Annotated in this window: 16 protein-coding genes; 10 read left to right on the plus strand and 6 right to left on the minus strand. The window is 73.2% G+C overall.

Going from position 1 to position 21,896, the window contains the following annotated elements; translation table 11 throughout:
* Positions 1-6 precede the first annotated feature (6 nt).
* The 10 genes from AC3IYI_RS26640 to moeZ all read left to right on the plus strand — a co-directional run bounded on the left by AC3IYI_RS26640 (position 7) and on the right by moeZ (position 12,730).
* Positions 7-1,287: an RNA-guided endonuclease InsQ/TnpB family protein gene (locus AC3IYI_RS26640; RefSeq protein ID WP_489406107.1), complete on the plus strand. Its 1,281-nt coding sequence runs from the start codon at positions 7-9 to the stop codon at positions 1,285-1,287.
* A 193-nt stretch (positions 1,288-1,480) separates the two neighbouring features.
* On the plus strand, positions 1,481-2,392 hold the full coding sequence (locus AC3IYI_RS26645) for an ABC transporter permease (RefSeq protein ID WP_489411678.1): 912 nt from the start codon (positions 1,481-1,483) through the stop codon (positions 2,390-2,392).
* Positions 2,389-3,381, plus strand: coding sequence for an ABC transporter permease (locus AC3IYI_RS26650; protein ID WP_489406108.1), 993 nt, complete (start codon positions 2,389-2,391; stop codon positions 3,379-3,381). The genes AC3IYI_RS26645 and AC3IYI_RS26650 overlap by 4 nt, the downstream gene beginning before the upstream one ends.
* Positions 3,378-5,111 carry a dipeptide ABC transporter ATP-binding protein gene (locus AC3IYI_RS26655; protein WP_489406109.1) on the plus strand — a complete coding sequence of 578 codons (1,734 nt, stop codon included), beginning with the start codon at positions 3,378-3,380 and terminating at the stop codon, positions 5,109-5,111. Before AC3IYI_RS26650 ends, AC3IYI_RS26655 begins: the two co-directional genes overlap by 4 nt.
* Positions 5,112-5,307: 196 nt before the next feature.
* Positions 5,308-7,125 (plus strand): DUF3492 domain-containing protein, encoded by a 1,818-nt coding sequence (locus AC3IYI_RS26660; protein ID WP_489406110.1) that lies wholly within the window; start codon positions 5,308-5,310, stop codon positions 7,123-7,125.
* On the plus strand, positions 7,122-8,039 hold the full coding sequence (locus AC3IYI_RS26665) for a hypothetical protein (protein WP_489406111.1): 918 nt from the start codon (positions 7,122-7,124) through the stop codon (positions 8,037-8,039). The genes AC3IYI_RS26660 and AC3IYI_RS26665 overlap by 4 nt, the downstream gene beginning before the upstream one ends.
* A gap of 378 nt (positions 8,040-8,417) precedes the next feature.
* Positions 8,418-9,557 (plus strand): RNA-guided endonuclease IscB, encoded by a 1,140-nt coding sequence (iscB, locus tag AC3IYI_RS26670; protein ID WP_489406112.1) that lies wholly within the window; start codon positions 8,418-8,420, stop codon positions 9,555-9,557.
* Between the two features lie 147 nt (positions 9,558-9,704).
* Positions 9,705-10,733, plus strand: a complete 1,029-nt coding sequence (locus AC3IYI_RS26675) for an NAD-dependent epimerase/dehydratase (RefSeq protein ID WP_489406113.1) — start codon at positions 9,705-9,707, stop codon at positions 10,731-10,733.
* Entirely contained in the window at positions 10,721-11,473 is a 753-nt protein-coding gene (locus AC3IYI_RS26680) for a spherulation-specific family 4 protein (protein ID WP_489406114.1), read from the plus strand. Before AC3IYI_RS26675 ends, AC3IYI_RS26680 begins: the two co-directional genes overlap by 13 nt.
* A 78-nt stretch (positions 11,474-11,551) precedes the next feature.
* Positions 11,552-12,730, plus strand: coding sequence for an adenylyltransferase/sulfurtransferase MoeZ (gene moeZ, locus AC3IYI_RS26685; protein ID WP_327254829.1), 1,179 nt, complete (start codon positions 11,552-11,554; stop codon positions 12,728-12,730).
* A 77-nt stretch (positions 12,731-12,807) separates the two neighbouring features.
* On the opposite strand, the gene AC3IYI_RS26690 is transcribed toward moeZ, so the two are convergent.
* The 6 genes from AC3IYI_RS26690 to hemG form a co-directional block, all read right to left on the minus strand.
* Positions 12,808-14,385 carry an alpha/beta hydrolase gene (locus AC3IYI_RS26690; RefSeq protein WP_489406115.1) on the minus strand — a complete coding sequence of 526 codons (1,578 nt, stop codon included), beginning with the start codon at positions 14,383-14,385 and terminating at the stop codon, positions 12,808-12,810.
* Positions 14,386-14,477: 92 nt separating this feature from the next.
* A complete protein-coding gene (locus tag AC3IYI_RS26695) occupies positions 14,478-17,021 on the minus strand; it encodes an ABC transporter permease (RefSeq protein ID WP_489406116.1) in 2,544 nt (847 codons plus the stop codon).
* A 137-nt stretch (positions 17,022-17,158) separates the two neighbouring features.
* A complete protein-coding gene (locus AC3IYI_RS26700; RefSeq protein ID WP_489406117.1) occupies positions 17,159-17,941 on the minus strand; it encodes an ABC transporter ATP-binding protein in 783 nt (260 codons plus the stop codon).
* A gap of 308 nt (positions 17,942-18,249) precedes the next feature.
* Complete coding sequence (locus AC3IYI_RS26705) at positions 18,250-19,497, minus strand: sensor histidine kinase (protein WP_489406118.1); 1,248 nt, start codon at positions 19,495-19,497, stop codon at positions 18,250-18,252.
* A 5-nt stretch (positions 19,498-19,502) separates the two neighbouring features.
* On the minus strand, positions 19,503-20,171 hold the full coding sequence (cseB, locus tag AC3IYI_RS26710) for a two-component system response regulator CseB (RefSeq protein ID WP_489411679.1): 669 nt from the start codon (positions 20,169-20,171) through the stop codon (positions 19,503-19,505).
* A gap of 299 nt (positions 20,172-20,470) precedes the next feature.
* Entirely contained in the window at positions 20,471-21,850 is a 1,380-nt protein-coding gene (gene hemG, locus AC3IYI_RS26715; RefSeq protein WP_489406119.1) for a protoporphyrinogen oxidase, read from the minus strand.
* Positions 21,851-21,896 lie beyond the last annotated feature (46 nt).

Raw genomic sequence — 21,896 nt, forward strand, 5'->3', positions numbered from 1 at the left:
CCGTTCATGAGTCAAGACATCCTCGTTGAGCGGCAGTTCGGGCATCGTGCCCGGCTCGCGCTGTCGCCTGCCGGGGTGTTGAAGACTGATGGACAGGCACACGCGGCCCGCACGATGTGGAACTGTCTGCACGCGTGGTGGCGGATGATGCCGAAGGATAAGCGGACTCTGGCGAATGCGGATGCTGCGATCCGGCAGGCCCGCGAGGAAATCGACTTTCTTGCTGTTCTTCCGGCGCAGGCCGCGCAAGCGGTGTTGAAGACGTATTTCCAGGCGTGGAAGAACTGCTGGGACGGCCGAGCCGACGCGCCGAACTTCAAGGGGCGGTTTCGTTCGGTGATGTCCGTGGACATTCCGCAGGGCCGGGACCTGAGCATCATCCGAGTGCACCGCCGCTGGGGTATGGCCAATATCCCCAAGGTGGGCCGGGTCCGATTCCGGTGGACCAAGGACCTGCCTGTCGGCAGGGGCGCCGACGCGGAGAACCGGATCACTGGGGCGCGGCTGGTCAAGGACGCGCTGGGCTGGCACATCGCCTTCCGCGTCCAGACTGTGGAGGTCAAGCCCGAGCCGCACCAGGGGCCGGACGTCGGCATCGACGTGGGCATCACCGTGCCCATCGCTCTCTCTGACGGTGAGATGTACGGGCACGCCGAGTGGCTGACGGAGAAGGAGCAGGCCAAGCTCCTGTACCTGGAGCGCCGCGCGGCGCAGCGTAAGCAGCACCGCAAGCCGGGCGAGCGCACCAGCCGCCGGCTGCACCGTACCTACGACCAGATCGCAGGACTGCGCGCGAAAGCCAAGCGCAGGGCCCTGGACTGGCAGCACCAGACGACCACCTCCATCGCCCGCACCTACGGCACGGTCGTGGTCGAAGCGCTCACCATCACGAACATGGTCAAGTCGGCCAGGGGAACCATCGAGGAGCCGGGGAAGAACGTCGCCCAGAAGGCTGGGCTGAACCGCTCCATCAGCGGGGAGGCGTGGGGCCGCACGGTCACCATGCTGACGTACAAGACCGCCCGGCACGGCGGCGCCCTGTTCAAGGTCCCGGCCCCCAATACGTCCCGGCGCTGTTCGGTGTGCGGCTTCACCACTCCGGGCAGTCGGGAGTCCCAGGCCGTGTTCGTGTGCAAGAACCCGGACTGCGGCTGGTCAGGCAACGCCGACCACAACGCGGCCCGCAACGTCTTGCACCTGTACCGGATGGGCCTCGCGCTCATCCCGGCTGCCGGAAGGGCAGTCGTCAGGCGCGCACGCCGCGTCAAGCCCGCTACCGCAAGGTAAGCAGGAGTCTCCCGGCTTCAGCCGGGAGAGCACTTCAAAAGCGGCTCGTCGGCAAGGACGTCAAGAACGTCGTCATCAGCGACTGGACCGGCGTCCTCGACATCTCGCAGGTCGCGGTCAAGTGACGCTCCTCGCCCAACGGCCGCAGGCCGGGCCCGGGGTCACCGCCCCGGGCCCGGGCCCCGGGCGGCAGATGCTGCGGCGGCTGCGCGCCCGGCCCTCGGCCGTGGCGGCGGCCGCCGTCCTCGCGCTCCTCGTCCTCCTCGCCCTCGCCGCGCCGCTGTTCGCCCACCTCACCGGCCAGGACCCGAACGCCTACCACGACGAACTCGTCGACTCCGCCCGCGGCGGGGTCCCCATCGGCTCCTTCGGCGGGATCTCCGGCGACCACTGGCTCGGCGTCGAACCGGGCACCGGACGCGACCTGTTCGTCCGGCTCCTCTACGGGGCCCGGATCTCGCTGCTCGTCGCGCTCGGCGCCACCCTCGTCCAGGTCCTCGTCGGGGTGGGCGTCGGGCTCGCCGCCGCGCTCGGCGGCCGGTTCGTGGGCCAGCTCGTCAGCCGGGTCACCGACGTGATGATCGCCCTGCCCCTGCTGGTGATCGCCATCGCCCTCACCGCCGTCGTCCCGCCCGGGTTCCCGCGGCCCCTGCTGCTGATCCTGGTCATCGGCCTGCTCGACTGGGGCGGCCTCGCCCGCATGGTGCGCGCCCAGACCCTCTCCCTGAAGGAGCTGGACTTCGTGGACGCCGCCCGGCTCTCGGGCAACGGCACCCTGCGGATCGCCCGCCGGGAGCTCCTGCCCTCGCTGGCCGCGCCCGTCATCACCCTCGCCGCGATCAAGGTGCCCACCGTCATGGTGGTCGAGGCCTCGCTGTCCTTCCTCGGGGTCGGTGTGAAGCCGCCCACCCCCTCGTGGGGGCAGATGCTCTCCGGCGCGCAGACCTGGTTCCGCGCCGACCCCGCCTACGTGCTGGTCCCCGCCGGGCTGCTCTTCGTCACCGTGCTCGCCTTCACCGTGCTCGGCGACGCCGTCCGCACGGCCCTCGACCCGCGCGAGGACTCGCGGCTGCGGGTCGGCACCAGAAGGGAGCGCTCGGCGTGACCCGCTTCGTGCTCAAACGGACCGGCGGCGCACTGCTCGTGCTGCTCACGCTGTCCGTCGTGATCTACGCCCTCTTCTACCTCGCCCCCGGCGACCCCGCCCGCCTCGCCTGCGGGGAGCGCTGCAACCCGGCCCAGATCGCCCAGGTGCGCGAACAGCTCGGGCTGAACGAGTCGGTGGTCGCGCAGTACCTGCACTTCCTCCAGGGGCTGCTGGTGGGCCGGGACTCCTCCGGCGGCGCCGGGCTCGTCCTGCACTGCGACGCGCCCTGCCTCGGATTCTCGTACCAGAACGACCAGCAGGTCACCGGGCTGCTGCTGGAACGCCTCCCCGCCACCCTGTCGCTGGCGCTGGGCGCGCTGGTGATCTGGCTCGTGATCGGCGTCGGCACCGGACTGCTGTCCGCGCTGCGCCGGGGCGGTTTCACCGAGCGGGCGCTGACCGTGCTCACGCTCGCCGCCACCGCAACCCCCGTCTTCATCCTCGGGCTGCTGCTGCTCATGGCCGTCTGCGCCTACCTGCAGTGGCTGCCCTTCCCCACGTACGTACCGCTCGGCGACGACCCCGAGCAGTGGGCGTGGAACATGCTGCTGCCCTGGGTGACCCTCGGCTTCTTCGAGAGCGCCAAGTACGCCCGGCTGAGCCGCAGTTCCACGCTGGAGACACTCGCCGAGGACCACATCCGCACTTTCCGCGCCTACGGGGTGGGGGAGCGCGCCATCGTGACCAGGCACGCCGTGCGGGGCGCGGTGGCACCGGTGATCGCGCTCAGCGCGGTGGACTTCGGCACGATGATCGGCGGCGCCGTGCTGACCGAGTCGCTGTTCGGGATCCCCGGGCTCGGCAAGACCCTCATCGACGGCGTACGGGTCGTGGACCTGCCCGTGGTGGTGGGCGTGATCCTCGCCATCGGAGCGGCCGTCGTGCTCGCGGGTGTCGTCGCCGACGTGCTGTACGCCGTCGCGGACCGAAGGGTGGTTCTGGCATGACGAACGGTTCGCTGGTGGACGTCGCCGGCCTCACCGTCGACTTCCCGGTCGGCCGGCCGGGGGAGTACGTACGGGCCGTGGACGGGGTGTCCTTCACCCTGGAGCCCGGCCGCGCGCTGGGCATCGTGGGGGAGTCCGGAAGCGGCAAGTCGACTGTCGCCACCGCCCTGTTGGGGCTGCACCACGGGACCGGGGCGCGGCTCGGCGGCACCGTCCGGGTCGGCGGCACCGACGTGGGCGCGGCCTCCCCGGCGGAGCTCCGGGAGCTGCGCGGGGCCGTCGCCGCGATGGTCTTCCAGGACCCGCTGAGCTCCCTGGACCCGTACTACGCCATCGGCGACCAGATCGCGGAGGTGTACCGGGTGCACGTCTCCGCTTCGCGGCGTGCGGCCCGGGCCCGGGCGGTGGAGGTGCTCGACCGGGTGGGCATACCCGACGCGGTACGCCGCTCCCGGGCGCGGCCGCACGAGTTCAGCGGGGGCATGCGGCAACGGGTCCTGATCGCGATGGCGCTGGCGTGCGAACCGAAGCTGCTGATCGCCGACGAGCCGACCACGGCGCTGGACGTCACCGTCCAGGCGCAGATCCTCGACCTGCTGCACGGGCTGCGGGAGGAGCGGGGGCTCGGGCTGCTGCTGGTCACGCACGATGTGGGGGTGGCGGCGGAGAACGTGGACGCGGTGCTGGTCATGAGGGACGGGCGTGTGGTGGAGCGGGGCTCGGCGGAGTCGGTGCTTTCCGCTCCGGCCGATCCGTACACCGCGGCGCTGTTGGCGGCGGTGCCGCGGCTTGACGCGGTGCGGGGGGTTCGGCCGGGGGTGGCTGTACGGGCGCTGCCCGTGCCCGCGCCTCAAACGCCGGCGAGGCTGGATTTGGCGGGGGTGGATTTGGACCCGGCGGAATCGGCTGTCGCGGAGCCGGAGGTGCCCGTCGTCGAGGCCTTCTCCCTGCGGAAGGAGTTCGGGCGGGGGAAGCGGCGGGTGGAGGCCGTCGGCGGGGTGTCGGTCTTCGTGCGGGGTGGGGAGACGCTGGGGATCGTCGGGGAGAGCGGCAGCGGGAAGAGCACGCTCGGGCGGATGCTCGTCGGGCTGCTGGAGCCCAGCTCCGGGCAGGTGCGGCGGGACGGGGTGGAGAGCGCCGGCGTGGTGCCCGGGGTGCAGATGGTGTTCCAGGACCCGATGTCCTCGCTCAACCCGCGCCGTTCGATCGGCGAGTCCATCGCGGATCCGCTGCGTGCGGCGGGGGAGAGGGACCAGCGGGCGATCCGGGCCCGGGTCGGCGAACTGCTGGTCCGGGTGGGGCTGGAGGAGGCGCACTACGACCGGTATCCGCACGAGTTCAGCGGCGGCCAGCGCCAGCGCGTCGGCATCGCCCGGGCCCTCGCGCCCCGGCCCCGGCTGATCGTCTGCGACGAGCCCGTCTCGGCCCTCGACGTGACCACGCAGGCGCAGGTCACCGCCCTGCTGGCCGAGCTCCAGCGGGATCTCGGGATCGCGCTGGTCTTCATCGCGCACGACCTCGCGGTGGTGCGTCAGGTCAGCGACCGGGTCGCCGTCATGCGGGGCGGGGTGATCGTGGAGGAGGGGCCCGTCGACGAGGTCTACGACCGGCCGGTGCACGCCTACACCCGGGAACTGCTGGCCGCCGTCCCGTCCCTCGACCCCGCCCTGGCCGCCGCCCGCCGGCTCGGCCGGCGCCGCTGCGGGGGAGTGCTCGCGGGGGCCTCGTAGGCCGCTCCTCGTGGTTCTGAGTAGTTCTTAGCGTGCTCGAACGCGAACCGTACGGGAAAGTTACGACTCTTCACCCCTTCCGGTGGCGCGACGGACAACCGTCCGTCGCGCCTTCGGCATATCCGCTTGAGTTCGTATCCGGCGGGTCGCCGGACCGACGGAGACCGCCTGAAACGGGAGATCGGGGGTGCCACTCGTGCGGATCGGACTGCTCACGGAAGGTGGTTATCCGTATGCGACGGGGGAAGCGAGGCTGTGGTGCGACCGGCTCGTGCGCGGGCTTCCCCAGCACGAGTTCGAGCTCTACGCCCTGAGCCGCAGCGCCGAGCAGGAGGAGCGCGGCCGGGTGCCGCTGCCCTCCCACGTCACCCGGGTGCGGACCGCCCCGCTGTGGGCGCCGGCCGACGACGGGCGCAGCTACCGGCGCCGCGAGCGCCGCCGCTTCGCCGCCGCCTTCACGGAGCTGGTCCGCGGGATCTGCGGAGCCGACCCCGCGCGGTTCGCGGACGGGCTGTACGGGCTGGCCGCCCTCGCCTCGGAGCAGGGCGGGCTGTGCGCGGCACTGCGCTCGGAGACGGCCGTACGGGCGGTGGAGTCCGCCTGTCGTGCCCCGGAGGCGAGCAGGTCCGTACAGCGGGCGCAGGTCGCGGACCTGCTGGAGTTCGTGGACGAACTGGAGCGGATGCTGCGGCCGTTGTCCCTGGACTGGTACGAGGACCTCAGCGAGGTCGACGTCTGCCACGCCGCCGCGGGCGGCGTCGCGGCGCTGCCCGGGCTCCTGGCCAAACGCTTCTTCGGAGTGCCGCTCCTGGTCACCGAGTACGGGGTCCAGCTCCGGGCCCACTACCTGGAGCACTCCGCGCGGGACGAGCGGCCGGCCGTACGGGCCCTGCTCGCGGCGTTCCACACCCGGCTGGCCGGCGAGATCTACTCCCAGGCCGACCTGCTCACCCCCGGCAACGCGCACGCCCGGCGCTGGCAGGAACGCTGCGGAGCCTCCCGCGAGCGGCTGCGCACGGTCTACCCCGGGATGGAGGCGGACCGATTCGCCGCGGTCGGCGAGGACCCGGCGTGCGGGGACCCGCACACGCTCGTCTGGGTCGGCCGGGTGGACCCCGCCAAGGACCTGATCGCCCTGCTGCACGCCTTCGCCGACGTGCGCCGCGCCGAACCGCGCGCCCGGCTGCGGATCTTCGCGACGGCCGCCGGGACGGACGGCCACGCGGTCGGGCACGGCTACCTGGCCGACTGCCGCTCGCTCGCCGCGCAGCTCTTCCCCGACGAGGCCGCCGACGCGCACGCGGTCGGCGAGAACCCGGTCACCTTCGAGGAGATCGGCGGACCCGACGCGCCGTCCCCGGCCGACGCGTACGGCTCCGGGCGGGTGGTGGTGCTCTCCTCCGTCATCGAGGGCTTCCCCATCACCCTGGCCGAGGCCATGTTCTGCGGCCGCGCCACCGTGTCCACCGACGTCGGCGCCGTCGTCGAGGTGATCGGCGGAACCGGGCTCGTGGTGCCGCCGCGCAACCCGCGCGCGCTCGCCGAGGCCTGCGTCTCGCTGCTGCGGGACCCCGAGCGGGCCCAGCGGCTCGGCTCCGCCGCCCGGGCGCGGGCCCTCGAACTCTTCACCGTCGAGCAGAATGTCGCCGCCTTCCAGGAGTCCTACCTGCGGCTGCTCGCCCGTGGCCCGGCCCGCCCCGACGGCACCGGCGTGCCCTTCGAGCACCCGCCCGAGGCCCGGGTCCCGGGCCACTGGGCCACCCCCACCTGGGCCAAGCCCCACCCCGAGCCCCGCCCCCCGGCCGCCCCCTTTGAGGGGCCGGCGCCCGACCCGGCCGATCCCTCCGCCGGCCCGGGCAGCGCCCCGGACACCGGCCCGGGCAGCGACCCGGGCACCGGCCCCGCCGGGCCCGGTGCGGCGGCGCCCGACGCCGGCTCCGCCGCGGGCGCGGGCCGTGTCATGGTGCCCGCCGCGCGGGCCGCGGACGCCGCGAGTACGGAGGCCTCCGCATGACCCTGCCCCTGGACGAAGCCGTCCCCCTCGACCCGCCCCCGAGCCGCAGGCCCCCGCACCGCGGGGATCCCGTCAAGGCGCTGCTCCACCGCCACCGGGAGCTCTGCGAGCACGCCGTGGACCCGCTGGAGATCGCCGCCGGGCTGGAGGCGCACGGCATCACCGACCGCACCGCCGCCCGCTTCCGCCACCGGGACGTCTTCTCCCTCGCGGAGGAGCTCTACGCCCGGACCCCCCGCGACGGGACCCCGCCCGCCCCGCCGGCCGGGATCCCGGTCCACGCCAAGGCGGTACGGGGCTTCGGCTACGCGCTGCTGCCCGGGGCCCTGGCCCTCGGCGCGGCCGCCGCCGCAGTGCCCTGGGCCGGAGCCCTCGCGGTGCTCGTCACCGTCGCCGGGCTCGGCCGGCCGGGCCGGGCCGCCGGGGGCCGCTTCCCCGCCGCCGTGTACCTGCTGGCCGCCGCCGCCCTCGGCTGGGCCGTCCACCGCCACGGCACCCCGCTCGGGATCGCCCTGGCCGTGGCCGTCGCCCCCGGGCACCTGGCCGGCGCGGTCTTCGCCGCCCGCGCCCGGCGCCGCCTCGCCGGGAGCCGAGCCCTGGAGGACTTCGCCGACGGGGTGAGACCGCTGCTCCTGGGGACGCTCGCGCTGTACGTCGGGGCCGCCGCGGGGGCGGCCGCACTGGCCGGGGCCCCCCTGGCGGTGGCCGTACCGCTCGCGGTGCTGCTCTTCCTGACCCGGCTGCTGCTCGGTCACGGAGCCCCGCGCGGAGCCCTCGCGGCGGCCCCGGCCCTCGTACTCGCCCTGCTCCCGTTCCCGGCGGCGCCGTTCGCCGCCGCTGCGGGAGTCCTCGTACCTGCCGTCCTCGCGCTGTCGCGGGCCTCCGCGCACGCGCAGCGGCACGGAGGCCACTGAGTCCTTCGGAATCAGACACCGAAGCGCCGTACCCCCTACCCCGATCCACCCATCCAGCAAGGAGAAACAGGACGTAACGGGATCCCCCTCCTGAAGGAGGGGGCTTTCAGCCCGATGGGCTGGCGGCCGCCGTTACCAGCACCAGCCAACACCCATATTGGAGGTGAACCAGTTGGCTACGTTCCGCTCACGACAGAAGACCGACCGCGCTGTGCTTCCTCAGCAGCTCGCTCTCGAATTCGAGTCAGCAGACACCCCCCGGATCGGGGACGAAACGGGGCTCGAAGGCCGTAAGGCACCGGGTGCGGAACTTGTGCGAGAGGAGACCTCTGCAGCTTCATCCGGCGGCAGAGGCGTCACCCTCCAGTCCTCCGGGGCGTGGGTATCGACCCCGGCAGCAAGCACACCGGTATCGCTGTGTTCACCGCCGAGGCGGGGGAACGCCGGGGCCGGTACAGCATCCAGCTTGATCACCGGGGCGCGACCATCCGCAAGAAGATGGAGCAGCGCGCCGCCTACCGGCGGGGCCGCCGTACCCGGAACCTGCGTCACCGCGCCCCGCGTTTCCTCAACCGCACGAAGCCGAAGGGCCGGCTCGCCCCGTCTCTCCGTCACCGCGTGGTCACCACCCTGTCGTGGACGAACCGGCTGGCCCGCTGGGCTCCCGTCCGCAGCGTGCATGTGGAACGGGTCGCGTTCGACACCCACGCCATCAGCGCCGGGAAGCCACTGGAAGGCGCGGAGTACCAGCACGGCACCCTTCACGGCATGGAGGTGCGCGAGTACCTGCTGGCCAAGTTCGGCCGGGCCTGCATCTACTGCGGTAGTACCGGCGTGCCGCTCAACATTGACCACGTCCACCCCCGGTCAAAGGGGGGATCGGATCGGGTCTCCAACCTGGTCCTGGCCTGCATCCCCTGCAACGAGGCCAAGTCGAACCGGCCGGTGGAGGAGTTCGCGCCCCGGCGGGCCGCCGACATCGTCAAGCGGGCCAAATCGCCCCTCCGGGACGCGGCAGCCGTCAACTCCACCAGGTGGGCACTACGGCGGGCCCTCGACGCCCTGTTCCCCACCCACACCGCCAGTGGTGGGCGCACCAAGTGGAACCGGCAGCGGACCGGGCTGGCGAAAACCCACAGCCTGGATGCCCTCGCGGTCGGCGAGCTCGACACCATCACCGAGACCGTTGCCACGGTCCTGGTCACCGGATGTGCAGGTCGCGGCACCCACACCCGCACCCGGCCGGACAAGCACGGCTTCCCCCGACTGCGGATGCCCCGGCACAAACAGTTCTTCGGCTACGCCACCGGTGACCTCGCCCGCGCAGTCGTTCTCACAGGCAAGAACGCGGGCACCCACACCGGACGCATCGCTGTCCGATCCTCCGGCAGCTTCAACATCACCACCGCTCACGGCACCGTCCAAGGCGTCCGGCACAAGCACTTCCGCCTCCTCCAGCGGGCAGACGGCTACGCCTACAGCACAAGGCCCGAACGAAAGACCACCGATGCCGCCTGACCGCCAGAGCACTGCGACTCGCCCTGGCGGCGAGTCCCAGCCGTTTTCCCGCTCCGCGGGAGCCTTGTTTCCTCCCCCAGCCAAAGCAGGGGGTTTCCACGAAGGGATCACGATGACCGGCCAGCCAACCAACCAAGGGGCCGCGCGATGAGGGTGCTGCTGATCGGAGCCAACGGATACCTCGGGCGCTACGTCGCGGACCGGCTGCTCGCCGACCCCGCGGTCCAGCTCACCGCGCTCGGCCGCGGCGACGACGCCGACGTCCGCTTCGACCTCGCCACCGGCAGCCCCGGCGCGCTCACCCGGTTCCTCGACGCCGTCCACCCGGGCGTCGTCATCAACTGCGCCGGCGCCACCCGGGGCGGCGCCCGCGAGCTCACCCGGCACAACACCGTGGCCGTCGCCACCATCTGCGAATCGCTGCGCCGCAGCGGCTGCGGCGCCCGGCTCGTCCAGCTCGGCTGCGCCGCCGAGTACGGGCCCAGCCAGCCCGGGTCGTCCACGGCCGAGGACGCCGTGCCCAGACCGGGAGGGCCGTACGGAGTCAGCAAACTGGCCGCCACCGAGCTCGTACTCGGCTCCGGCCTGGACGCCGTCGTCCTGCGGGTCTTCTCGCCCGTCGGCCCCGGTACCCCCGCCGGATCCCCCCTCGGCCGGCTCGCCGAGGCCATGCGGCGCGCGATGCAGTCCGGGGACGGCGAGCTCAAGCTCAGCGGACTCGGCGTGCAGCGCGACTTCGTCGACGTACGGGACGTGGCGCGGGCGGTGCACGCCGCCTCGCTGTCGGCCGCCCAGGGCGTCGTCAACATCGGCACCGGCCGGGCGGTCCGGCTGCGCGACGCGGCCGCCGTGCTGGCGCGGGTCGCCGGGTACGGAGGCTCGCTGCACGAGATCGACGTACCGCAGCACGGACAGCACGCCCAGCACCCGCAGGCGCACGGGCAGCACCCCGGGCGGCCCGCCGGGCTCGCCGCCATCGGCTCCCCGCGCTCCGAGGCCACGGCCGAGCAGCTCGCCGCCGCGACGGCCCAGCCCCCGTACCCCTACCCGGACGGCTGCGGAGTCTGGCAGCAGGCGGACGTCCGTACCGCCCGCGACCGGCTCGGCTGGCGGCCGCGGATCAACCTGGAGGAGTCCCTGGCGGACATCTGGATGGAGGCGGCGTGCCGCATCTGACCACTCCGCCGGCCGCCGGCCAGGCGGCCACGGAGGCGGGCCGGCTCGGATTGGGGGTCCCCGGGTACGCGCATCCGCTGCTGGCCCCGGTGGAGTGGGCCGAGCTGACCCGGCCGGGCACGCCGCTGCACTGGGCCGTCCTCAACGTCACGGACGGGCCGGGCGGCCGGCCCGACCCGCATTGCACGGAGGCGGCCGCGAAGCTCCGTGGGGCGGGCGGCGCGGTCCTCGGGCATCTCGCGATGCGAGACGGGGAGCGGTGTTTCGGGGAGCTCGTCTCCGACGCCCACCGCTTCCGCGACTGGTACGGAGCCGACGGCTTCTACCTCGCGGACGCCCCGGCCGGGAAGGCGGAACTGGCCTCCGTGCGCCGGGTCGCGGACACCCTGCGGGGACTCGGAGAGGGCCTGCGGATCGTCCTCGGACACGGCACCCACCCCTGTGAGGGGTACACGGAAACCGCGGACCAGCTGGTCACCTTCTCCGGGACCTGGGCCGACTACCGGTGGTCGCAGGTGGCGGAGTGGACGGCGGACCACCCGCCGGAGGCGTTCTGTCACCTCGTCCACGGAGTACCGCGCACGCACCTGGAGGAGGCGCTGCGGATCGCCCGCTGGCAGGGCGCGGGGACCATCTGGTTCACCGACCGGCGCGGGGCCGCCGACCGGGACCCCTGGGCGTCGATGCCCGGGTACTGGGACGAAATCGTCTCGCGGATCGGACCGGGTGTCTTGGAATGAAGAAGGGCGTGGCAGTGTTACGGGACAGAACAACCTTTACATGCTCTCCGCAAAGGCGGGGATGACCCTGGAGTGCCCGTGTCGCTGCCACCCTTGGTTGAGCCAGCCGCTGAGCTCACCGTTGACGAGGTCCGCCGGTACTCCCGGCACCTGATCATCCCGGATGTCGGGATGGACGGCCAGAAGCGCCTGAAGAACGCCAAGGTGCTGGCCGTGGGTGCCGGCGGCCTCGGCTCGCCCGCCCTCATGTACCTGGCCGCGGCCGGCGTGGGCACGCTGGGCATCGTGGAGTTCGACGAGGTCGACGAGTCGAACCTGCAGCGCCAGATCATCCACAGCCAGGCGGACATCGGCCGTTCCAAGGCCGAGTCGGCCCGCGACAGCGTGCTGGGCATCAACCCGTACGTGAACGTGGTCCTGCACGAAGAGCGGCTCGAAGCCGACAACGTGATGGAGATCTTCAGCCAGTACGACCTCATCGTCGACGGCACGGACAACTTCGCCACGCGTTACCTCGTGAACGACGCCTGCGTGCTGCTGAACAAGCCGTACGTGTGGGGCTCGATCTACCGCTTCGACGGCCAGGCCTCGGTCTTCTGGTCCGAGCACGGCCCGTGCTACCGCTGCCTCTACCCGGAGCCGCCCCCGCCGGGCATGGTCCCGAGCTGCGCCGAGGGCGGCGTGCTGGGCGTGCTCTGCGCGTCCATCGGGTCCATCCAGGTCACCGAGGCCATCAAGGTCCTCACGGGCGTCGGCGAGTCGCTGGTCGGCCGCCTGATGATCTACGACGCCCTGGAGATGCAGTACCGCCAGGTCAAGGTCCGCAAGGACCCCGACTGCGCGGTCTGCGGTCCGAACGCGACCGTCACCGAGCTCATCGACTACGAGGCCTTCTGCGGCGTCGTGTCGGAGGAGGCCCAGGAGGCCGCGCTCGGCTCGACGATCACTCCCAAGCAGCTCAAGGAGTGGATCGACAACGACGAGCCGATCGAGATCATCGACGTCCGCGAGATCAACGAGTACGAGATCGTCTCGATCCCCGGCGCGAAGCTGATCCCCAAGGGCGAGTTCCTGATGGGCACCGCCCTCGCGGACCTGCCGCAGGACAAGCGCATCGTCTTGCACTGCAAGACGGGTGTCCGCAGTGCGGAAGTCCTCGCGGTCCTGAAGTCTGCGGGCTTCGCGGACGCGGTCCACGTCGGCGGCGGCGTCATCGGCTGGGTCCACCAGATCGAGCCCGAGAAGCCGGTCTACTAGCAGTCACCCGGAGGGGCCGTACTTCGCTCGCGCGAGGTACGGCCCCTCCGGCGTGCTCCAGAGCTTGGTGCGGGGGCCTAGACGGGCGAGGTCGGCGCCGGGGCGGTCGACGCCGTGCAGACCGTACCCGCGCCGGGCACCTTTCCGTCGAGCAGGTAGGAGTTGACGGCCTGCTGCACGCAGGGGTCGCCGCTGTTGTAGGCGCCGTGCCCCTCGCCCTTGAAGGTGAGCTCCACGCCGACGCCGGGGCCGAGCCGCTCCACCATCTTGCGGGCGCCCTCGTACGGGGTCGCCGGGTCGCCGGTGTTGCCGATCACCAGGATGGGCGCCGAGCCGGGGGCGGAGACGTCCGGGGTGTTCCAGGCGCCCGCGACGGGCCAGTCGGTGCAGCCCATCATGGCCCAGCCGAGGAAGTCCCCGAAGACGGGCGAGGCGGCGCGGAACTCGGGCAGCTTCGCCTTGGTCTGCGCGAGGGTGTAGCGGTCCTTGGAGTCGGCGCAGTTGATGGCGGTGTTGGCCGAACCGATGTTGCTGTACGTGCCCTTCGGGTCCCGGCCGTTGAGGGCGTCGGACATGGCGAGCAGCAGTTGCCCCTGGCCGCCCTCGGCCTCGTCCAGGCCCTGTTCCAGCAGCGGCCAGGCCTCCTTGGAGTACAGGGCGAAGGCGATGCCGTTGGTCGCGGCGTCCTCCGTGAGCAGCCGGTCGCCGGAGCCGGGGATGGGCTCGGCAGCCAGCTGCTTCTGGAGCTTGATGATGTTCGCCTCGATCTCCTTGGCGGTGCTGCCCTGCAGGACGCAGGAGTCGCCGCGGTTCACGCAGTCCTGGGCGAAGTTGCCGAGCGCGAGCTGGAAGCCCTTGGCCTGGCCGAGGGCGCCCTGCTCGGAGTTCTTGGTCGGGTCGACCACGGCGTCGAAGACGGCCCGGCCGACGTTCTTGGGGAAGAGGTGCGCGTAGACCCCGCCGAGTTCGGTGCCGTAGGAGATGCCGAAGTAGTACAGCTTCTCGTCGCCGAGGGCCTGGCGGATCCGGTCCAGGTCACGGGCCGCGTTCTCGGTGCCGACGTGGGGCAGCACCTTGCCGGACTTCGTCTCGCAGGCGTCCTTGTACTTCTGGGAGGTGGCGAGGAACTGCTTCTCCTCCTCCGGCGTCGAGGGGCTGGAGTCGGAGGCGTAGTACGCGTCCAGCTGCTTGTCGTCCTCGCACAGCACGGGCGCGCTGCGGCCCACCCCGCGCGGGTCGAAGCTGACCAGGTCGTAGCGCTCGCGCAGAGCCGCGTACTCCTTCGCCGCGCCGGGCAGGCTGGTGATGCCGGAGCCGCCGGGGCCGCCGAAGTTGAAGACGAGCGAGCCGATCCGCTTGTCCTTGTCACGGGCCTTGGCCCGGATCAGCGCCAGCGGGATCGTCTCCCCTTCGGGCTCGGCGTAGTCGAGGGGCACGTCGAGGACGGCGCACTGCCAGTCCTTGCCCGGGACCTGCCCGGCGCCCTCGGCGGGGGTGGGGGCCTCGCACTCCCCCCACTCCGGCTTCTTGACGTCCTGCGCGGCGCCGTCCTTGCCCCTCTTCTTCTCGCCTCCGCCGTCGGAACAGGCACTGGTGGCGAGCAACGCGGCGGCAGCGGCGGCGGCAGCAGCCACCCGGAGGGCGTGTGTGGGCATGTCCTCATCCTGTGCGCGCCTCGCGCGCCCCGCCCCCGCGCTGACCCATCCGGGTCATGCGGGGGCGGGGCGCGCATCTACGCCCCGGCCGGTCAGTGCGCCGCGGTCGCCGCGGGGATGTCCACGCGGGCGGCCCGGCGGGCCGGCCAGAGGGAGGCGAGGAGGGCGCCGGCCAGCGCGAGCAGCACCCCGAGGGCGAGCCGTCCCCAGGGGATGACCAGGGCGTAACCCACGACGCTCTCCTGGAGGGTGCGGCCGAGCGCCCAGCCGGTGAACACGCCCATGACCGTGCCGACGGCCGCGCCGAGGGCGCCGACGATCAGGGCCTCCATGCGGATCATCCGGGTCACTCCGGCGCGGTCCAGGCCGAGGGCGCGGAGCGTGCCGATCTCCTTGCGGCGTTCGAGCACGGACATCGCGCGGGTGTTGGCGATGCCCAGCGCGGCGATCACCAGCGCCATGCCGAGCAGGGCGTAGAAGACGTTCACCTGGTCGCCGATGCCGCTGGTGTCCTCGGTGCGGATGGCTTCCTCGTCCAGGACGGACAGGGCGGGGTTGTCGCCGAGCGCCTTGGTGATACCGGCGAGGGCGGCCCGGCCGGGTCCGCCGCCGGTGGCCACGACGATCGCGTCGGTGTGCGGAGTCCGGTCGTAGCGGGCGACCAGGGAGTCGGGCGCCGTGATGCTGGGCAGCAGGTTGCTCTGCCGGTCCGCCTCGTAGACGGCGCCGATGGTGACCTCGCCCTGCTTGCCCTGCCGTTCCAGCGGCAGGGTCTGGCCGACCTTCCAGCCGTTCTCCCTGGCCTTGAAGCCGGCCACGGCGATCCGGCCCTCGCCGAGGCTGTCGAGGGAGCCCTCGGTGACCTCGTAGCGCAGGAGGCGGCCGATGGTGGCGGGGTCGACGCCGGTCAGGACGGAGGAGACGCCGCCGATCCGGTACTCGGTGGACTGGTTGAGCGGGCTGGAGGAGGCGTCCGGCATGTTCTTGAGGAGCTCGGCCTTGAGGAGCTGCGCGGTGGCGGGGGTCATCCGCTGGCCGCCCGGGGCGGCCTTGACCAGGTAGTCGGCGCTGAGGTCGCGGGTGGTCGCGCCGTCGAGGTACCGGGTGGCGGAGGCGCCGAGGACGGACAGGCCCGAGGCGAGGGTGAGGGCGATGGCGAGCGCGGCGGCCGTGGCGCCCGTACGACGGGGATCGCGCACGGTGTTGCGGGCGGCGAGGTCGCCCTGCACCGGGCTGACGCGGACCAGCAGCGGCCGGAGCAGGGCGGTGAAGGGCCGCGACAGGAGCGGGATGAGGGTGATCACCCCGGTCAGGGTGAGGGCGGCGCCGAGGCCGATGACGGTCCGCGCCTCCCGGCCGGTGGTGAGGGCCCCGAACAGCACGGCCGCGGTGCCGGTGAGGGCGAGCGCGGCGCCGAAGGCGGTGCGCAGGGAGCCGGCCCGTGCGGGAGCCGCGGGCTCGGCGGCGCCGAGCGCGGCGACGGGCGCGATGGCCATGGCCCGGCGGACCGGAACCCAGGCGGCGATCACGGGCAGGCCGGTGCCGGCCAGCAGCGCGGTGAGCACGGTGGCCGGAAGCAGGACCAGCGGGGCGGCCGGGCTGTCGGCGGGGGAGAAGAAGGCCTGGAGCAGGGCGGCGACGCCGGTGCCGGCCAGGATGCCGGCCACCGAGGCGATCAGCCCGACGAGGACGGACTCGGTGAGCAGGATCCGGCGCACCTGCTTGCGGGAGGCGCCGACGGCCCGCATCAGGGCCAGTTCCCTGGTGCGCCGGGACACCAGCATGGTGAAGGTGTTGGAGATGAGGAAGGCGGCCACGAACAGGGAGACCGCCGCGAAGCCCAGCATGATCTGGCTCATGGTGTCGCTGTCGGAGGAGGCCATGTTCGCCTGGAGCCGGGCGAGCTGGGCGCCGGTGACGGCGCTGCTGTTCTTGGGCAGGACCTGGTCCACGCGCGGGAGGAGCTCGGTGACGTCGGTGCCGGGTGCGGCGGTGATCTCGATGTGGGTGTAGTGGCCGGGCTGGAGGAACAGCCGCTGGGCGGTGGCGTCGGCGAACAGGACCAGGCTGCCTCCCGGGGAGAGCTTGGAGGCGTCGGTGCGGAAGACGCCTTGAAGCGTGTACGAGGCTGCGCCCGTGCCCGTGCCGACGCGCACGGTGTCGCCGACCCGGTAGCCGCCCTTGGCGGCGCTGGCCTCGTCGAGGGCGACCGCGTGGTCACCGGCCGGGCCGGAGCCCGCGGTGAACCGGTAGGCGGGGTCCGATCCGTCCTTGCCGGGGGCGAAGTTGCCGCCCTTGCGGAAGGTGCCGTTGCCCAGCAGCCGGCCCTCGTGGTCGGCGACGGCGGCGAAGCCGTCGACCCGGCCCGCTGCCGAGGAGACGCCGGGGACCGCGGCCAGGGCGGCCGAGGCGCGGGCGTCGAGGGTGGCCGGCGGGGCTCCGGGGACGGTGTCGGGTGCGACGTTGAGGGAGATGCGGTCGTAGCCGGCGCTCGCCCGGTCGACGGCGGCCTGCTTCAGGCTGTCCCCGTAGACGAGGCTGCCGGTGACGAAGGTGACCCCGAGCATGACCGCGAAGACGGTCATCAACAGGCGGGCCTTGTGCGCGAGCACGTTGCGCAGGGCGGTACGGAACATGGGGATGCGGATCCTGGGAGGAGGGCCCGGGGGAGCGGGCGGGCGGCTGGGTCGGTGCGGGCGGGCGGCTGGTCCCTACGGGAGCGCGGCCGGCCCGGTACGGGAGCGAGGCCGGCCCGGTACGGGAGGCCTCGGGGTCAGCTCGTACGGGAGCGGGCGTCGAACGCCTTCATCCGGTCCAGGACCCGGTCCGCGGTGGGCCGGGTCATCTCGTCGACCAGCCGGCCGTCGGAGAGGAAGACCACGCGGTCGGCGTAGGCGGCGGCGACGGGGTCGTGGGTGACCATGACCACGGTCTGGCCCAGCTCGCGCACCGAGTCGCGCAGGAAGCCGAGGACCTCGGCCCCGGCGCGGGAGTCCAGGTTTCCGGTGGGCTCGTCGCCGAAGATGATCGCGGGCCGGGAGACCAGGGCCCGGGCCACCGCCACGCGCTGCTGCTGCCCGCCGGAGAGCTGCCCGGGGCGGTGGCCGAGGCGATCGGCGAGGCCGGTCATCGACACCACGTGGTCCAGCCACTGCCGGTCGGGCCTCCGGCCGGCGATGGTCAGCGGCAGGGTGATGTTCTCCAGGGCGGTCAGCGTCGGCAGCAGGTTGAACGCCTGGAAGATGAAGCCGATCCGGTCGCGGCGCAGCCGGGTGAGCTGCTCGTCGTTCAGGGAGCCCAGCTCGGTGGTGCCGATGCGGACGGAGCCGGAGCCGAAGGAGTCGAGCCCGGCGGCGCAGTGCATCAGGGTGGACTTGCCGCAGCCGGAGGGCCCCATGATCGCGGTGAACTCGCCCTCGCGGAAGGAGACGCTGACGCCGTCCAGGGCGACGACGCGGGTGTCGCCGCTGCCGTAGACCTTCGAGAGGCCGACGGTTTCGGCCGCGATGCCGGTCGGCGCGTGGAGCGGGTGCGGGGCAAGGGGGGCGGCGGTCACGGGGACTCCTCTTCGGGCGCGGGAAGCTGCACTTCGAAGGGTGTCCGGGGGACGTATCGGGGCTCGGGCCGGCGGGTATCGGGGGCCGCTCCGGTGTGTATCGGTCCGGTAGCGGACGGGTGGGCGGGCTGCCGCTGCGCGGGGCGAGGTCCCCGCAGCACCCGTTGCCGCTGCGCGGGGCGAAGTCCCCTCCCCGCCCTTCGCCCGTTCCCCGGGCCGCGCCCGGACCCCCTGGGGCTCCGCCCCAGACCCCGCGCCTCAAACGCCGGCGGGGCTGGATTTATCCACCCCCGACGTTCGGGCGGCCGTCAGTCCGGCAGGCGTAGCGTGGCGACCGCGCCGCCGTCCGGGGCGTTCGTGAAGCGGAGTTCGGCGCCGAGCACCCGGGCCTGGCCCAGGGCGATGGTCAGGCCCAGGCCGTGGCCCGTGCCGCGCTCCGCCCGGCCCGTGTGGAAGCGGCGGGGGCCTGCGAGCAGCAGGTCGGCGGGGAAGCCGGGGCCGTGGTCGCGCACGACGACCGTGCGGCCCTCGACGGTGACGTGGACCGGGGTGTCCCCGTGCCGGTGGGCGTTGACGACGAGGTTGCCGACGATCCGTTCGAGGCGGCGCGGGTCGGTCTCCACGCCCTCGGCCCGCCCGGCGACCTCGACCTCGGTGGGCAAGCCGGTGCGCGTCACGGCTTCGGAGACGACCTCGCCGAGCGGGACCCGGGCGTGGACCGGCAGTTCGGCCCCGGCGTCGAGCCGGGAGATCTCCAGGAGGTCCTCGACCAGCCCGCGCAGATCGCGTACCCGGGCCCGGAGCAGGTCCTCCGTCTCCCCGGGCGCCAGCAGGTCCGCGGCGGCCAGCAATCCGCCGACGGGGGTGCGCAGTTCGTGGGCCACGTCGGCGGTGAACCGGCGCTCGTCGCGCAGCTTCCGGCCGAGGGTGTCGGCCATGAGGTCGACCGTGGCGGCGATGTCGTCCACCTCGTCGCGGCCCTTGGTGGGCCCGGTACGGGCGTCCAGGTCCCCGGCGGAGATCCGGCTCGCGGTCTCGGAGACCCGGCTCAGCCGGCGGGCGAGCAGCCCGGCTCCGTACACCGCCAGGGGGGTGGCCGCGGCGAGGGCGAGCAGCGAGGACACGGCCATGGTCAGGTCGAGCCGGTACAGATCGTAGAACTCCGGGCTCATGTTCACGCGGACGGCGAGGACCGGGCTGCTCGGGCCGCCGACGCGCTGGGCGGCCCAGACGGACGGCCCGAGATTCCCTTCGACGTGCCCGTCGAAGGCGGTGTGCCGGGTGTCGTCGTCCGGGTTGCGCAGTGCGGCGGGCAGCCCGGCCGGGTCGAGTTCGGCGCCGTCGATCAACGTGCCGGTGCGCCGGTAGGCGTCCATGGCCGTATACACGGAGTTGAAGGCCCGCATGTCGGCCCGCTCGCGGATGTCCCGTGCGGTCCAGAGGTGTACGAGCAGGCCCACCGACACCGCGACCAGGCAGGCCGTGGCCGCGGCCAGCGCGGCGATCTTCCAGCGCAGGGGGACGCGGCCCGGCCGCGGCCGCTCGAAGGGGGTCACCGGTCTCAGCGCCGCAGCTTGTAGCCGAAGCCGCGGACCGTTTCGATCCGGTCCCGGCCGAGCTTGCCGCGCAGCCGCTGCACGCACAGGTCCACGACCCGGCTGTCGCCGTCCCAGCCGTAGTCCCAGACGTTGCGCAGCAGGGTGTGCCGCTCCAGCACGATGCCCGGGTGCGCGGCGAACTCCAGCAGCAGTTTCAGCTCGGTCGGGGTGAGCGCCACCGGCGTCCCGCCGACGGCCACGTCCAGGCCGCCGGTGTGGAGGGTCAGGTCGCCGAAGGAGAGCAGCTCCCCCTCGGACGGTCCCGGATCACCGGCCGTGGCGTGTCCGGCCGCCGGGGCGGGGGCGTAGGTGGCGCGGCGCAGCAGCGAGCGGATGCGGGCCACGAGCACGTTGGTGTCCACGGGCTTGACCACGTAGTCGTCCGCCCCGGCTTCCAGACCGGCGACGATGTCCAGCCCGTCGCCGCGCGCCGACATCATCAGGACCGGGACCAGGCTGGTCTCCCGGACCTTGCGGCACAGGCCGATCCCGTCGAGACCCGGCAGCATCACGTCGAGGATCAGCAGGTCGAATTCCTCGTCGCGGAAGGATTCGAGGCCGGTGAGTCCGTCGGCGGCGGCCCGCACCGTGTACCCGTAGCGCTCCAGGGAGACGGTGAACGAGCGGCGCATCAGCTCGTCGTCCTCCACCAGCAGCACGCGAACGGGTCGCGGGGCGGCGGGAGCCGGGGTGGGGGAGGACACGGGGACGACTCCTGTTCGGCGGGCGGGGCGGGTACCGATAAGGAACGATAGGGCCGCGGAAGCCGTGATTCCCTTCACCACGGCCCCGCGGACCGATCAGATGAAGAGCCGAGCGTCCGCTGATACCCGCCCGATACGAAGACTGCGAGCCCTCCGGCCGCGCGCATGGCCGCGCCCTGCGCCTGGGCCCTACGCCTGGGCCTATGCCTGCGTCCTACGGCTGGGCCCTACAGCTGGGCCAGGACCTGCTTCGCCGCCGCGCGCCCCGTCGCGACGCAGGCGGCCACGCCCACGCCCTCGTACGCGGCTCCGCACAGAGCGATGCCCGGCAGCTTGCCGGCGGCCTCCCGGATGCGGGCGACGCGCTCGCGGTGCCCGACGCCGTACTGGGGCAGGCCCCGGTCCCAGCGGGTGACGCGGGTGGCCAGGGGTTCCCCCATGGGGCCCACCGCGTGGTGGAGTTCGGCGATGGCCGAGCGGACCAGGTGGCGGTCGGGGCGGCCGAGCAGTTCGTCCTCGCCGATGCGGCCGATGGAGGCGCGGAGCACGAAGGTCTCGGGGGCCGCGTCGTGCAGCCAGGACCACTTGTTGGAGAGGAAGGAGGCGGCCTTCAGGGTGTGGCCGTCGACCGGCGGGACCAGGAAGCCGTTGCCTTCGGGGAGGAAATGGGCTTGCGCACGGGAGAAGGCCATGGTGATGACGGCCGTCGAGGCGTGCGGGATCGAGGAGAGCTCGGCCTCGGCGATCGGGGAGTGCGGGCGGAGCAGCTCCGCGGCCGCGAAGGCGGGCAGCGCGAGGATCACCGCGTCGGCCTCCATCGTCAGCGCGCCGTCGCCGGTCATCGCCTGGACGCGCCAGCGGCCGTCGGCGACCCGCTGGAGCGAGCGGGCCGTCGTCCCGGTGAGGATGCGCGCTCCGCAGGCTTCCGCCACGGCCGCCGGGAAGCGCCCGGTGCCGCCGACGACGCCCTGGACGGCCACGGCCCCCGAGCGGGGGGCGCCCGCCGCGCGCATCCGGCGCAGGGCCGGGAGGAGCGGGGTGCCCTGCTCGGCGAGGGCCGCGATCCGGGGCATGGCCGCGCGCAGCGAGAGCCGGTCGGCGAGGCCGGCGTAGACGCCGCCCAGCATCGGTTCGACGAGCCGGTCCACGGCCTCCTGGCCGAAGCGGCCGGCCAGGTACTCGGTGACCGAGCAGTCCTCGGTGAGCGGGGTGGCCGGGAGGGTCTCCTCGGCGGCGACGCGCCGGACGCCCTCGGGGGAGAGCAGCCCGGTGCCGGCCAGCGCGGAGGGGTCGGTGGGGACGCCCATCACGTGTCCGGCGGGCAGCGGGCGCAGGGCGCCGTTGGTCCAGATGGTGGTGGCGGCCTTCGCGGGGTCGCAGAGGGCTTCGCCGAGTCCGACGGCGGCGGCGAGTTCCACGGCTTCCGGACGCAGGGCCATGAGGGATTCCGCGCCCTCGTCGACGGTGATGCCGGCGATGGTGCCGGTCCGGAGCTTCCCGCCGACCTTGGCGTGGCTCTCCAGGACGGTGACATCGGCCTGGCCGCGCAACTGCCACGCGGCGGCCAGACCGCTGATCCCGCCACCGATGACGATCACTGAAAGCATTGTGTTCTCCCGTGGCCCCGAGGCCGTGGTCGATATGTTCCCGTAT

This window comes from Streptomyces sp. GL_148 (assembly GCF_057834205.1).

Excerpts from the sequence above, each read along its gene's own strand:
- AC3IYI_RS26640 (WP_489406107.1), top strand. The coding sequence starts at position 7 with ATGAGTCAAGACATCCTCGTTGAGCGGCAGTTCGGGCATCGTGCCCGG.
- AC3IYI_RS26645 (WP_489411678.1), top strand. The coding sequence starts at position 1,481 with ATGCTGCGGCGGCTGCGCGCCCGGCCCTCGGCCGTGGCGGCGGCCGCC.
- AC3IYI_RS26655 (WP_489406109.1), top strand. The coding sequence starts at position 3,378 with ATGACGAACGGTTCGCTGGTGGACGTCGCCGGCCTCACCGTCGACTTC.
- AC3IYI_RS26665 (WP_489406111.1), top strand. The coding sequence starts at position 7,122 with ATGACCCTGCCCCTGGACGAAGCCGTCCCCCTCGACCCGCCCCCGAGC.
- AC3IYI_RS26675 (WP_489406113.1), top strand. The coding sequence starts at position 9,705 with ATGAGGGTGCTGCTGATCGGAGCCAACGGATACCTCGGGCGCTACGTC.
- AC3IYI_RS26690 (WP_489406115.1), bottom strand. The coding sequence starts at position 14,385 with ATGCCCACACACGCCCTCCGGGTGGCTGCTGCCGCCGCCGCTGCCGCC.
- AC3IYI_RS26695 (WP_489406116.1), bottom strand. The coding sequence starts at position 17,021 with ATGTTCCGTACCGCCCTGCGCAACGTGCTCGCGCACAAGGCCCGCCTG.
- cseB (WP_489411679.1), bottom strand. The coding sequence starts at position 20,171 with ATGCGCCGCTCGTTCACCGTCTCCCTGGAGCGCTACGGGTACACGGTG.
- hemG (WP_489406119.1), bottom strand. The coding sequence starts at position 21,850 with ATGCTTTCAGTGATCGTCATCGGTGGCGGGATCAGCGGTCTGGCCGCC.